We start from the raw sequence: 14,545 nt of genomic DNA, 5'->3' as shown, positions 1-14,545 counted from the left end.
CCTTTTGGTAATTTTTTCATTACCTTAATTAGCGCAAAATAGGGATGCATTATGGAGCCTTTAGAATTAGACAAACAAAAACTCATTTTGAAAGAATACGGCAAAAACATTCAACGACTCGTTGATCATATCACGGCGATTGAAGATCGTGATAAGCGCACCCAAAGCGCATATACTGCAATAGAAATCATCAAGCAGTTGAATCCTACGGTGAAGCAAGAGAACGACCAAAAGCTTTGGGACGACTTGTACATCATGTCGGATTTCAAGCTGGAAGTGGACGCACCTTTTCCTATGCCTGAGAAGGAACTACTAGGCAAAAAGCCTCTTCCTATCGGATATCCAAAGGGTGAAGTTCGATTCAAGCACTACGGTAGAAATATCGAGAAATTGATAGAAGGAGCCATCTTACTTGACGATGATGAAGAGCAGGAAGCTGCTATTATTTTTATCGGTCAGCTGATGAGAAGCTTTCACTCTACTTGGAACAGAGAAAATTTTGATGATGCCATAATCTTGGACGATATCAAGACGTTGTCCAAAGGCAAATTGCACATAGACCTAGAGAAGGTAAAAGAAAACGGTTTGTTTGAATCCAACACACATCGTGATTTCAAATTACCACTGCAGGAGGAAAGCAGAACTTCCAAAAACAAGCGGACAACTCACCAAAATAAGCGTCGTCCCAATACTGGGGGTCATAATAAAAAACGGAGAAATTAATGAGTTCATTTCGGGTCAATGGTGGAATTAAACTCAAAGGCGAGATTATTCCTCAGGGAGCAAAAAACGAAGCACTTCAAATACTTTGCGCTGTTCTCCTAACACCGGAGAAAGTAACCATAGAAAAAATCCCAAACATCGTAGATGTCAATAAGCTCATTGAGCTGTTGAGTGATATGGGCGTGAAAGTCACCAAAGAAGGTCCGGAAACCTATACTTTCCAGGCTGATGAGGTCAATCTTGACTTCATGGAAACGGAAGATTTTTTAAAAAAAGCATCAGGACTTAGAGGGTCAGTAATGCTTCTTGGGCCTTTGCTAGCAAGATTTGGTAAAGGAAAACTTTCTAAGCCGGGAGGAGACAAAATAGGCCGTAGGAGAATGGATACCCACTTTACTGGTTTTCAGAAACTCGGTGCAAAATTCAATTACGATTCTAAAAATGAGATTTTCCATATCGATGGAAAAAATCTAAAAGGTTGCTACATGCTTCTCGACGAAGCTTCAGTCACTGGAACAGCAAATATTGTGATGGCCGCTGCAATGGCAGAAGGCACCACCACGATTTACAACGCAGCTTGCGAACCATACCTTCAGCAGCTTTGTGACATGCTCAACCGCATGGGGGCAAAAATCTCAGGAGTGGGATCGAATTTACTTACTATTGAAGGAGTCAATAAATTAAAAGGCACAAAGCATAAGATGCTTCCTGATATGATTGAAATTGGATCATTCATCGGTCTTGCGGCCATGACACAATCCGAAATTACCATCAAAGACTGCCAAATCCCCCGATTGGGAATCATTCCTGATACTTTCAGAAGAATGGGAATCCAGTTAGAATTCAGAGGTGATGACATCTTCGTTCCAGCTCAAAAGCATTACGAGATCGAAACTTTCATCGATGGTTCTATCCTAACTATAGCTGATGCTATTTGGCCGGGGTTCACACCAGATTTGCTCAGTATCGTATTGGTGACAGCCACTCAGGCAAAAGGAACCGTGCTCGTTCATCAGAAGATGTTTGAATCACGTTTATTCTTTGTCGATAAATTGATCGAAATGGGAGCTCAGATCATCCTTTGTGATCCACATAGAGCGACAGTTATCGGTTTGGACAGAAAAACTGAACTTCGTGGAATCAGAATGACATCGCCGGATATCCGTGCTGGAGTAGCATTGCTTATCGCAGCACTTTCTGCAAACGGAACATCTATTATCGATAATATAGATCAGATCGATCGTGGTTATCAAAACATCGATGAGCGACTGAGAGCATTAGGAGCAGATATCGAAAGAATTTCCTAAAAACTGGATCATTATTTAAAAAAAGGGCTTTGGATTTTTTCAAAGCCCTTTTTTTATGAAAGTCATTGACCCCCTAGCTAAATGGGTCAAAGTCTCCTGACTTGGGCCCAAAGAAATGCAGTCTTCAACCCTGCTTTCTCAATAATTGGGAAGGATGAAGAAGGGTAAACCTTAGATTTATACTAAGCTCATTTTCACAGATCATGCCGTTGGCATTCTAATGATTGTTTCCGTTCAAATTTACCAAGCATTTTATTCTAGGCTATTACAAGCCATGCCGTTCGCATGAATTTTTTGTCTTAAAAACTCTTATTCGCTAAATAAAACGCGCTTCAAAAGTCCCATAGGGTATGGGTAGTAAGAATTCAGGTTCGCCACCAGCCTTGCCGTCAGGTGGGACGCTCAAATCAGAAAAAATTTAGAGCTGACCCTAAAAGGCATAGCAGATCTTTATTGCATCTCTTTATTTTATCCATAGCAAGCTCCGCTTGGGTACTACAAATCCTTTTTTTTTAATTGCGGGAAATAATCTTTCGCTACGCCGTTGCGCCATTGCGAGCAAGAAATTTTCTACCACCGCGTCTCCTGCGAAGATCTCCATTCAATCAGTGTTAAAAACCGAATACCTAAAAACCACTTACCTCCACTTTATCAGACAGATAGACAACCTTTAACAAAATCGCTTTTGGAAGACAGTTCTTTATCCTCTATTTGTACTCAAAATAAATACTTGATCAATATTCTTTGATTTCTTTCCTTCCCGAAATTTTTGGTAAATTCTGGCTCGATAAGCCAAAACAACCTGTATGTCAAAGAAAAAATTCCGGAGCCAAGACTGGTACGGACGAACTGGAAAAGACGGATTTATATATCGCTCCTGGATGAAAAACCAGGGATTTCCCCACCACCTATTTGAAGGAGATAAGCCCGTAATCGGAATCTGCAACACTTGGTCCGAACTCACTCCATGCAATGCACATTTTAAAGATCTCGCTGAAGCGCTGAAGCGCGGAATCTGGGAAGCGGGCGGTTTTCCGCTGGAATTTCCAGTGATGTCCTTGGGGGAATGCTCCATCAAGCCGACAGCTATGCTTTTCCGAAATCTTGCCAGCATGGACGTAGAAGAAAGTATTCGCGCCAACCCAATGGACGGTGTAGTCCTCATGTGCGGCTGTGACAAAACCACTCCTTCTCTAGTCATGGGCGCTGCATCAGTGGATCTCCCATCAATAGTTCTCTCCGGCGGCCCTATGTTAGTCGGTCGGTTCAAAGGAAAAAAAATCGGAACCTCAGATATTTGGAGGTTTGCTGAAGACTTCAAACTCGGTAAAATCACCCAAGAGGAAATGATAGAAGCAGAAGCAGCTATGTCACGGTCTGTGGGACACTGTGCTCCTATGGGTACGGCATCGACCATGGCAGCTATGGTCGAGTCACTCGGACTTTCACTTCCTGATAATGCTACAATCCCGGCAGCCGATTCCAGAAGAAAAGTATTAGCTCACATGACAGGTATGCGCATCGTGGAAATGGTGAATGAAGACCTGAAAATGAGTAAAATCCTTACTCGCAAGGCATTCGAAAATTCAATTATGGTCAATGCGGCCTTGGGTGGATCTACGAATTTCATCCTTCATCTCACTGCCATTGCAAAGCGGATTTGCGTTGATATTGACCTGACTGATTTTGACAAATTCTCTTCACTTATCCCACTGATTGCCAACGTACAACCTTCAGGTGAGTATTGGGTGGAAGACTTATTTTATGCTGGCGGGCTTCCGGCAGTAATGAAAGAAATAGAAAAATACTTACATCTCGATTCGATCACGGCAAATGGTAAACCTATAGGTGAAAACTTTGCGAAAGCTGAGTGCTACGATAGAAACTTAATCGGAACATTTGACAACCCCATCAAACCCGAGTCGGGAATAGCAGTGCTGAAAGGCAATCTCTGTCCAAATGGAGCGGTGATCAAGCCATCTGCTGCCACGCCAAGTCTATTGACTCATACAGGCAGAGCCGTTGTCTTTGAAAACATCGATGACTACAAAGCCAGAATTGATTCTCCAGAACTGGATATCGACGAGAACTGCGTGATGGTGATGAAGAATGTGGGGCCAAAAGGCTATCCAGGAATGCCAGAAGTGGGTAACATGGGTTTACCGGAAAAACTACTGAAAAGAGGCGTCAAAGATATGGTGCGGATCTCTGACGGAAGAATGAGCGGTACAGGATATGGCACTGTTATTTTGCACGTTTCTCCCGAGTCAGCTATTGGTGGACCTTTAGCATTTGTAGAAAGTGGTGACATGATAGAATTAAACGTGCCTGCGAGAACACTGAACTTGATGATCTCAGAGGAAGAATTTGAAAAACGAAGAGCATTATTTATGCCGCTACAGCTTCCTTATGAGCGTGGATATGTCAATCTTTTCCTAGATAAGGTAAACCAAGCGCACGATGGAGTGGATTTTGACTTCTTACAAGGCGGTTCAGGATGTGAAGTAAAACGAGATTCGCATTAATCATGAAACCCAAAAAGACCGCCATTATCACAGGCGCAGGGCAAGGTATTGGTTTAGCAATCGCTGAGAAACTAGCCGCGCAAAGTGTTAATTTAGTCCTAAATGACCTCGAAGAAGGTTTGATCACCGAAGCATGTAAGCGGATCAGTCACGTCCATGGCGTATCCGCACTTGCTATCTCGGGTGACGCCAGTTCAGAAGAGGTTATTGATTCCATGATCCAAACGGCTCTTTCCAATTTTGGAACCGTCGACATTGTCGTTGCCAATTCAGGCATTACGCTTTTCGGGGCTTTTTTGGGATATTCCAGAGCGGACTTCATGGAAGTGACCAGAGTCAATCAAGCAGGAACATTTTTCCTGGCTCAGGCTGCTGCCAAAGTCATGAAAGATCAACCAAATGGCGGTGCTTTGCTTTTCACCTCATCCGTCACGGCGCATCAGAGCCACGAAAATCTCGGTGCCTACGCCATGAGTAAAGCAGCACTGGAAATGCTGGCTAAGAACTTGGTGTTGGAACTTGCCCCTTTCAAAATCCGAGTTAATACCATCGCACCAGGAGCAACCGTAACCAATAGAACTAAGCTTGATCCAGATTACGAAAATACCTGGTCGAAAATCACGCCTTTGGGCCGACCGGCCGATGTTCGAGATATTGCCAACGCTGCTGCATTCTTGGTCTCTGATGAAGCGGGACATATTACCGGTCAAACACTCATAATCGACGGTGGCTGGACCAGCGTCAGCCCTTCACCATATGCCTGAAAATCATCAAATTGTTCGCTCTGACCTGAAACTTTATAAGCAGGCACCAGCCCCTTGGAAATTGCAGGGGGAAGGAATCATCTTGATTTACAAATTCTCTAGAAATTGGGTAGAAACTTACGGGAATTTACCGGAACATTTAAAGGGTAAGTTCATAGGAGGACTGGGATACCTTATGTTTTTAAACTATCAGTCATCACCCATTGGGCCCTACAAGGAGCTACTAGTTATCCCTGGAAAATTTGCTCCCTATGGAAAGCAGACTATCACCAAAATCTATGTGAGTTCGGAAGTAAGCGCACAAAACGGACACGTCAATTGGGGGATTCCCAAAGAGACGCTCCCGATTTCATGGGACAAAAGCGGTGGTACAGAATTAATTCAGGTAAAAGATGGAGAGAATACAGCATTCTCCTGTGAGGTATCGACTGGCAAAATTCCTTTTCCCTTGTCCACTAGTTTTTTACCAATTGACTTACATCAGTTGTGGGATGGAGTTGATTTTTTCACCAGACCTTCTGGCCATGGCTGGGGCAAATTTGCCAAAATCAAAAACCTACAAATCGATTCATCTTATTTTCCCGACTTAAGTTCTCAAAAGCCACTTTTTGGGGCCAAAATAAATTCTTTTCAAATTAATTTTCCTGAGGCAACTTATGCTCTATAAGCCGTTCAAGGAACAGTCATATTATTATCACCGGCGCAACTTTTAGTGTCGCTGGCTAATCGTGGTTCTTACTTTGGCCACGGAAAGAAAGTTTTTTAAAACAGCCGGTAAGGATTTTCAAGAGGCTTTCCCTGATAAATCTCCTAGTTTGTCGTAATAAGACTTACTCTATGGCACATCCAACAGGAAGAAGAAAATCTTTCCATCGCCTCAATTTGTCAGTATGCTGTATTGACTTGATTAATCAGATTTAAGAAAAGGATTTATCAACTATATGAGTATCATAAGCATAAAAAATGGCTGAAAAAACAATCTGAATTCTAAGTCTGTTAACTTTATAAAAAACCCAAGCCATGAGGAACCTTACATTCATCCTATTAGTTGTCTGCGCTTTGCAGGCATGCCAGCCCAAAGAAACGACGCCAGACACCCTGCCTATGAAAGTAGCGATGGCCTACGGCTTTGATAAGTTTGACGAAGTCAATTCCATAGCATACACCTGGAATGTGCAGCGCGACTCTGTGAATGTGATGACCAGAGATTGGAAGTGGAACATAAAAGACCGTACCGTCTATTACGCTACAGAGGACACCAGCTTTACCTACAGCTTGGACATGCCTGCGGATTCTATGCCTGATGTAGACAAGGGATTCATCAATGATAAATACTGGATGATGTACCCTTTTCAATTAGCTTGGGATTCTGGTTATGAATATGAAACTGAGGAAAACGTACCTACGCCCATAGCTGGAACGAACTCTACTAAACTGACAATTGTCTATAATGGAGCTGATGGCTATACACCAGGAGATGCTTATGATCTCTATTTGGATGAAAATAACATGATCTTGGAATGGGTTTTCCGTAGAGGAAATGGCCCAGAGGGCAGACCGACCACTTGGGAAGATGTGGAGCAGTTTGGACCGATCAAGATGGCTACTACCCACGCCAATCAAGCTGGTCAGAGGTTTATTTGGTTCTCAAATATTTCAGTCAATTAGTTTATTTCAACAACTAATTTTAAGCCGTTCGCATGATGCAAGCGGCTTTTTTTTTGTGAATTCATTAAACCGCATGACTTTATCGTTCAGGGGAATGGGTTGAAAGCCTCAATTACTATCTTGGTTCAAGTCTCCACACTTGGATCTATGGCTATTCGAGGATATTGGCTCTTGGAGGTTTGTAGGCGCGAAGCTCTATTCATGGGTTAATATCCCGACAATATAAACGGGCTCAAAAGCCGCTCATAAGCGCTATGATTTGCCAATACAGATCTGCTAAGGAAACAACAATTAACCAATCAAACCTACTTTCAAAATGAAATCTAACCGTCGGAATTTTATCAAAAGATCCAGTCTTGTACTTGGCACAGGATTAATAGCCAATCCATTTATTGCTTTTCCGTATTCCAAAAAAGATTACACTGTCGGCGAAATCATGGATTTATTTATCGCCCAGGTTCCTAGGGCACCATTTCCGCAGACGGTAGATACGTTGAAATCCGGCAAAAAGGATCAAGTGGTCATCGGCATTGTCACCACAATGTTTGCAACCATCACAGTTATCCGAAAAGCCATTGAGCTGAAAGCAAATTTCATCATCGCCCACGAGCCTACTTTTTACAATCATCTGGATGAAACTGCTTGGCTGGACAATGATCCTGTGTATGAATTTAAGCGAAAGCTGCTCGATGAGCACCACATTGCTGTCTGGAGAAATCACGATTATGTACATAGTCTAGCAATTGATGGCGTACAGGCTGGCGTGGTAAAGGAATTGGGTTGGGAAAAATACTACAATCAAAATGCAGTGTTGAATCTTCCTGAGACTACCCTCGGTAATCTTATCACACATATCAAAGCCAAAATGAACGTACCTGCGCTACGCTATGTCGGTGATCTATCGCAAAAAGTAAGTAAAGTTCTTCTAATGCCCGGAGCGGCAGGAGGAAGAAGACAGATAGAAATGCTCATGCGAGAAAAACCTGACATATTGATCTGCGGGGAAAGCCCAGAATGGGAAACACCAGAATACATCCGGAATGCAAATGAAATGGGAATAAAACTTGGTTTGATCGTAATTGGTCACTCAGCAAGTGAGGAAGGAGGATCTGAGTTTATGGCCGAATGGCTTCGTTCTACTATTTCGGGAATCCCTGTATTCCACATTCCTTCGGGAAATTCTCTATCTGTGGAGTGAAAAGTAAATGACAACCGATTTCAAAAAACACTCCTGCTATTCTCTTATACAAGGGGTTCTAAAACATCCAACATCATAAGGTTAGCCTATTTAAATAAATTATCATTTATAGTATATTTGAACATAGAGCTACTTTCCAGGCTGACCACATTACCAAAATAGCAATGAACGTAGGACCGATAAAACTCATACTGGCAGATGATGATGTAGATGATAGATTCTTTTTTAAAGATTCACTTTCTAAATTACCCTTCGAAACTAACCTAACCACTGTGACAAATGGAGTAGAGTTGATGACCCTACTTTTGACTGCGGAAGAGTCCCTTCCGGATGTAATATTTCTAGATCTCAATATGCCCATGAAGTCAGGATTCGAATGTCTTTCTGAAATCATGGCGTACGACAAATTCAGGAATTTACCCATCATCATTTATTCCACCTCCATGGACGAACCAGTGGTAAACGCTCTCTATGAGCAGGGTGCTTTTCACTATATCTGTAAACCGGGAGAATATTCGAAATTAAAAGATGTGATTTTTAAAGGCTTAAGTAGCTTGGCAAATGAGTCGAGCAAACCCTCCAAGGCCAATTTTGTAATCCAATCATCCTAACAAACCCTATGTCAGATCAAAGTTCAGCTACTGCCACCTTTCCTGCTGGAGGCGGTGAAATGGGTCAGTTGATCCGGGAAAAGGACTGGAGCAGAACACTTGTAGGGACGCCGGATCAATGGCAACAGAGTTTGAAAACAACTTTGAATATAATCCTGTATTCCAAATTCCCTAAATTTCTATGGTGGGGACCAGAATTGATTTGTTTTTACAACGATGCTTATAGACCAAGCTTAGGTGAAGATGGGAAGCACCCTTCTATCTTAGGCATGAATGGCAAAGAGGCTTGGCCAGAAATCTGGCCAATTATAAAACCACTAATTGATCAGGTATTAGAAGGAGAATCACTTTACTTTGAAAACCTCCTGGTTCCAATCTACCGAAACGGGCATATAGAAGATGTCTATTGGACTTTCAGCTACAGTCCTACAAAAGATGACTTTGGAAATATTGCCGGTGTGTTGGTCACTTGTGCAGAGACTACCCGCGAAGTTCTTTTGAAAAGGAACCTTGAAACAAGCGAACGCAAACTTAGACTTATAATTCAGCAAGCTCCGGCGTCTATAGCCACCTTCAAAGGACCCAATTATGTGACTGATATTGCGAATTCAAATGCACTGGCTCTTTGGGGACGCAAAGCAGAAGAGGTGATAAACAGACCCATTTTGGAGGCTATACCAGAGCTAAAGGAACAAGGTATTAAGGCTCTGCTAGACGACGTGTACACTACAGGCAATCGATTCTCGGCAACTGAACTCCCGGTGCAGTTTCTTCGCGATGGAAAGCTAGAAACCATCTACGTCAACTTTAGCTATGAAGCACTTTACGATGCCAACGCGGAGATAGATGGAATCATCGCTATCGGTCATGATGTCACTAATCAGGTGGTGGCGCATAAAAAAATCGAAGCCAACGAGGAGAAACTAACCATGGTCATAGAAGCCTCAGAACTTGGCACCTATGACTACAACATCCAAACCAACAAATTGGATGGTTCGAAAAGACTTCACGAGATCTTTGGATTGGCAGATAATGAAGACATAGACCACGAACACTTTGTAAGCAGTATTCATCCAAAGGACTTAGGGATTAGAAAAGCTGCTTTTGAGAGATCCTTCAATGATGGAATCTTGGAATACATAAGCAGGCTAATCTTGCCAGAAAACCAGGTTCGATGGATCGAAGTGAAAGGCAAAGTGCATTTTGATGAAGAAAACAATCCTCACAAAGTTCTGGGAACTGTTCGTGACATTACTTCGGAAAGAATAAACAGGCAAAAGCTAGAAGAAAGTGAGCAGAAATTCAGACTCTTAGCAGACTCACTTCCACAGCATATCTGGACAGCCGATACAGAAGGTAATCTTAATTATTTTAATCAATCCGTTTATGATTTTTCGGGATTCAGTCCTGAGGAACTAGATCGGGAAGGATGGCTTGCCATAGTACATCCAGATGATAAAGAAGGGAATATAAAAGCTTGGAAAAATTCTATCGCCACGGGTAAGGACTTCCTATTTGAACACAGATTCCGAAAATATGACGGAACATACCGGTGGCAGCTAAGCCGCGCGAGACCCCAATCCAATCAAGATGGGGAAATACAGATGTGGGTAGGTTCCAGTACAGATATCCATGATCAAAAGGAATTCACGAATGAACTCGAGCGACTGGTGGTAGAGCGCACAAATGAGCTGGCGCAAAATGTGAAAGACCTGGCAAGCATGAATAAGGAACTTCAATCCTTTGCCTATATCTCAAGCCACGACCTACAAGAGCCGCTTCGCAAAATTCAGACTTTCTCTACTCTCCTTTTGGAAAATGAATATGAAAATCTCACTGAAGACGGAAAGGAGCATTTTAGCAGAATGCAAAATGCTGCTAGGCGAATGCAAGCTTTGATCAATGACCTACTTTCTTACTCCAGAACAAGCATGTCCGAGCGGAAATATGAGCCTACTGATCTCAATAAGTTAATCGTGGAAGTGAAAATGGATCTGAAAGAAGAACTAGCACAGCATCATGCAGTTGTAGAATCAGATGAACTTTGCACGCTCAATATCATACCTTTTCAATTTCGCCAATTACTCCAAAATCTGATTAGCAATTCACTGAAATTTGCCGTCAAAGGCCGGGAACCACATATAGAAATCACCAGCGAAAAGGGTCTGGGAAGTGAATTTGATTTGGAACGCTTATCCCCAACCACTAAGTATTGCCATTTACGCATTTCAGACAATGGAATCGGATTTGATCCACAATACAGCGATCGAATTTTTGAATTGTTTCAGCGTCTACACGGAAAGGATAAGTTTCAAGGCACGGGCATAGGCTTAGCCATCGTAAAGAAAATCGTCGATAATCACAACGGTTTTATCGCTGCTCATGGCAACCCTAACGAAGGCGCTACTTTCGATATTTACCTTCCTGAAAAGCAATGAGTCCATAGACATACGTATCTTATTTCAAATAGCAAAGAGGCTTAATTCTACTTCACCATACTTATCAACCTTAGTTTTTTGAATCAATTCATTTACTTTCATTTATGAAAAAACTTCTCTTAATACTCTTTTTCGTTGGTCACTACTCTATCAGCCATGCTCAGGAAGCAAGCATTGACAGACCTGTAATTCAACTTTTGAAAGCAATGAAAATGGATCGCACCGTAGATGCTATGGTTGATCAAATGGCGAAGAGCCCAACTTTTGCATCGAAAGAAATCCCAGATGAAATTTGGGATGAATTCAAAAAAGAATTCTCCTCTGAAAAACTGATTGAACTCACTGCTCCTATTTACGAAAAGCATTACACTGATTCTGAAATAGTGGAATTATTAGAGTTCTACAAATCTCCAATAGGACTAAAAACTATTGAAGTCAGCCCTGCTATTGCAACTGAATCAATGAGTATTGGCCAAGAATTCGGGATGGAAGTTGGTCAAAAAATAGTTCAAAAACTCTCCAAACTCGGCTATATAAAAACCCTATGAAAAAATTCTATTTGACCATCGCATTGATGGGAGTATTCTCCTCTCTTTTTGCACAGAATCTGTCTTCCACTGAGGAAAAACTTATCACTGAAGTAGAAAAGAACTATAAGGAAACTTTGGCTCTGCTCGAAGAAGTAACCAATATCAATTCAGGCTCGCTAAATCTGGAGGGTGTGGAAGCTGTAGCGAAAGTTTTCGAAAGAGAATTTCAAAAAATAGGATTTGAAACTGAATGGTACAAACTGCCTCCAGAAGCCAAAAGAGCAGGACATTTCATCGCAACGAGAAAAGGTAGCAAGGGAAAGAAAGTATTTCTTATTGGACATTTGGATACTGTTTTCGAAAAAGAAATGCCTTTTACCCCATTCACTTACCTCAATGACAGTACGGCTACAGGCCAGGGAGTCAATGACATGAAAGGTGGTGATGTAATGATTTTTGCGAGCCTTAAAGCACTTCATGACTTAGGACAGTTGGAAGACCGCACGATCACCGTTTACTTCACTGGAGATGAGGAAAGTTCGGCTGATGAGGAATTATCCAGAAGAGATTTTATTGACAGGGCAAAGGCCCACGACATTGCACTTGCTTATGAAACAACCCAAAGTTTTGGAATCGCAACAGTAGCACGAAGAGGAAGCAGTGGATGGAAATTAAAAACAAGTGGGAAGCAGTCGCATTCCAGTGGTGTTTTCAGAGAATCTGTTGGCTACGGAGCAATCTATGAAGCAGCTCGTATCCTTACAGAATTTCAGGAGGAGTTGGCAGGAGAACAATATTTGACTTTTAACCCAGGTCAGATAATCGGTGGATCGGACATTAGCTATAACACCGAAACCGGAAAGGGTGAGGCATTAGGCAAAACCAATATTGTAGCACGCGAAGCATTGGTTACAGGAGATTTGAGATTCTTGGGTGAAGAGCAAAAAGAAAAGGCTAGAGTAAAAATGCAGGCAATCGTGGACAGGCATCTAAACCAGACTGATGCAGAAATCACATTTGAAGACGGATTGCCTTCCATGATCCCAACTGAAGGGAATTATGCATTGGCAGAAACCTTAAGTGAATTGAGTGTTGAAATGGGACTTGGCGAAGTAAAACCAGGTGATCCGGGAAGTCGTGGTGCCGGAGATATCTCCTTTGTGGCTGATTATTTGGATTGCCTGGATGGCCTTGGTGCTTCAGGAAATGGCGCACATGCTCCTGGGGAAACCATCAATATGAAAGAATATCCAGAGTTGATCAAACGGAGCACCTTATTCCTTTATCGCTTAACTAGATAAAAGCTCTTCGAGATTTGCAATATTAAAACTCTACCAAAAGGTTTGAAACCTTTAATTAAAACGGCAAGTATTTCAAAAAGACGAATATCTGTGACCTGAACCGACATAAGAATAACGAAGATTTGAAGTAGATTAAACCAGGTGGCTCGAAACTATTTCGCGTGTCAACATACCATTTCAGGATAAAAAGTCATTTCCTACTAACCCCAAAAAATGAGATTGCAAGGAAAAACAGCCATCATAACCGGAGCTACAAGTGGCATGGGAAAAGCCATGGCCGATCGATTTGTCAGTGAAGGAGCTTCCGTGATTTTGAGCGGTCGGGATGAGCTTCGAGGTAAGGATTTAGAAAAAAGTCTGATTCAAGAGGGCGGAAAGGCAGTTTTTATTGCTGGGGATATTTCTCAAATAGCCGTGAATGAAACGCTCGTGCGTGAGGCTATTCATAATTTCGGGAAACTGGATATCGTAGTGACCAATGCCGGAAAGTTAGGATTGGGATCGGTAACGGATATTTCCTTTGAAGAATGGAATGAAACCATAAGCGCCAATCTGAACTCTGTGTTTTACCTGAGTCGGTATGCGATTCCCGAGATGCAGAAAAATGGCAAGGGAGTAATCCTCGCAAACAGTTCGATTGCCGCGTTTAAAAGTTTCCCCAATCATGCAGCTTATTGTGCAAGCAAAGCAGCCTTGGTTGCGTTGGTGAAAGAGATGGCGTTGGATTATGGCCCGACTATACGTGTCAATACAATTTGTCCCGGTCCCGTCGATACCCCTTTTATTTGGGATTCAGCCAAAGCATTTGATGAGCCAGACACCATCGTGGAGCAAACAGCAAACAATACGTTGATGAAGCGTCTTGGACGCCCGGAAGATATTGCTTCGTTGGCCTTGTTTCTGGTTTCCGATGAAGCATCCTGGATTACCGGTTCGGCTTATACGATTGATGGGGGAATTCTCGTCAAATAGGCAGTTTAAATTGGAAGCACGCGCGACACGCCCGCGCTAGCTGGGTACACGCGCGAAACGCGCGCGCTAGCTGGGTTTTGCTGGCGCGCGCCTGTGGCGCGTGACAAGGATTTACACATCAATTAAATTATATTCATAACACTTTTTAAATTTTTTCTGATGAGCCACAAATACAAATTTCAGAACCCGGAAGGTCTTTACTTTGTCACCTGTACAGCTATTAACTGGATTGATATTTTTACCAGGGAGGAATATTCTCAGATAATTATTGAAAGTCTTGATTATTGCAGGAAGCAACTAGGAATGGAGATTTTTGCATGGTGTCTTATGCCTAGCCATCTTCATTTGGTGATTAGAGTTCAGGGATACAAACCTGAATTAATTATGGGAAGGTTTAAAGAGTTTACTTCAAAAAGAATTCAATTGGCAGTAAAACAAAATCCGCATGAAAGCAGGAAGGATTGGCTTGTTTTAATGTTTGAAAAAGCAGCTTTGGAATCAAGCAATG

Annotated in this window: 13 protein-coding genes; all 13 read left to right on the top strand. The window is 42.2% G+C overall.

The genetic code is table 11. From position 1 onward, the window contains the following. Positions 1-51 precede the first annotated feature (51 nt). Positions 52-723, top strand: a complete 672-nt coding sequence (locus tag BVH04_RS15930; RefSeq protein ID WP_086542463.1) for a DUF4290 domain-containing protein — start codon at positions 52-54, stop codon at positions 721-723. Further along, the gene (murA, locus tag BVH04_RS15925) at positions 723-2,030 is read left to right on the top strand and encodes a UDP-N-acetylglucosamine 1-carboxyvinyltransferase (protein ID WP_086542462.1); all 1,308 of its coding nucleotides are present in this window, start codon (positions 723-725) and stop codon (positions 2,028-2,030) included. Before BVH04_RS15930 ends, murA begins: the two co-directional genes overlap by 1 nt. Before the next feature lie 806 nt (positions 2,031-2,836). Then, positions 2,837-4,555: an IlvD/Edd family dehydratase gene (locus BVH04_RS15920; protein ID WP_086542461.1), complete on the top strand. Its 1,719-nt coding sequence runs from the start codon at positions 2,837-2,839 to the stop codon at positions 4,553-4,555. A gap of 2 nt (positions 4,556-4,557) precedes the next feature. Next, positions 4,558-5,319 (top strand): SDR family NAD(P)-dependent oxidoreductase, encoded by a 762-nt coding sequence (locus BVH04_RS15915; RefSeq protein ID WP_086542460.1) that lies wholly within the window; start codon positions 4,558-4,560, stop codon positions 5,317-5,319. Further along, positions 5,312-5,986 carry an acetoacetate decarboxylase family protein gene (locus BVH04_RS15910; RefSeq protein WP_086542459.1) on the top strand — a complete coding sequence of 225 codons (675 nt, stop codon included), beginning with the start codon at positions 5,312-5,314 and terminating at the stop codon, positions 5,984-5,986. Before BVH04_RS15915 ends, BVH04_RS15910 begins: the two co-directional genes overlap by 8 nt. A gap of 353 nt (positions 5,987-6,339) precedes the next feature. Beyond that, positions 6,340-6,987 (top strand): hypothetical protein, encoded by a 648-nt coding sequence (locus BVH04_RS15905; protein WP_086542458.1) that lies wholly within the window; start codon positions 6,340-6,342, stop codon positions 6,985-6,987. 316 nt (positions 6,988-7,303) lie between these two features. Beyond that, a complete protein-coding gene (locus tag BVH04_RS15900; protein ID WP_086542457.1) occupies positions 7,304-8,185 on the top strand; it encodes a Nif3-like dinuclear metal center hexameric protein in 882 nt (293 codons plus the stop codon). A gap of 164 nt (positions 8,186-8,349) precedes the next feature. Beyond that, positions 8,350-8,796: a response regulator gene (locus BVH04_RS15895; protein WP_086542456.1), complete on the top strand. Its 447-nt coding sequence runs from the start codon at positions 8,350-8,352 to the stop codon at positions 8,794-8,796. An 8-nt stretch (positions 8,797-8,804) separates the two neighbouring features. Continuing rightward, positions 8,805-11,234 (top strand): PAS domain S-box protein, encoded by a 2,430-nt coding sequence (locus tag BVH04_RS15890; RefSeq protein WP_086542455.1) that lies wholly within the window; start codon positions 8,805-8,807, stop codon positions 11,232-11,234. 104 nt (positions 11,235-11,338) lie between these two features. After that, entirely contained in the window at positions 11,339-11,782 is a 444-nt protein-coding gene (locus tag BVH04_RS15885) for a DUF2059 domain-containing protein (RefSeq protein WP_086542454.1), read from the top strand. Continuing rightward, the gene (locus tag BVH04_RS15880; RefSeq protein ID WP_086542453.1) at positions 11,779-13,065 is read left to right on the top strand and encodes a M20/M25/M40 family metallo-hydrolase; all 1,287 of its coding nucleotides are present in this window, start codon (positions 11,779-11,781) and stop codon (positions 13,063-13,065) included. Before BVH04_RS15885 ends, BVH04_RS15880 begins: the two co-directional genes overlap by 4 nt. A gap of 213 nt (positions 13,066-13,278) precedes the next feature. Further along, a complete protein-coding gene (locus tag BVH04_RS15875; RefSeq protein WP_086542452.1) occupies positions 13,279-14,037 on the top strand; it encodes an SDR family NAD(P)-dependent oxidoreductase in 759 nt (252 codons plus the stop codon). 159 nt (positions 14,038-14,196) lie between these two features. Continuing rightward, positions 14,197-14,545 (top strand): transposase (locus tag BVH04_RS15870; RefSeq protein WP_205635875.1); only part of this gene is annotated, 349 nt, incomplete at its 3' end.

Source organism: Algoriphagus antarcticus (assembly GCF_002150685.1).
GTDB lineage: Bacteria > Bacteroidota > Bacteroidia > Cytophagales > Cyclobacteriaceae > Algoriphagus > Algoriphagus antarcticus.
Note: the sequence above shows the minus strand (reverse complement) of the source record. Positions and strands in the feature narration are given on the sequence as shown.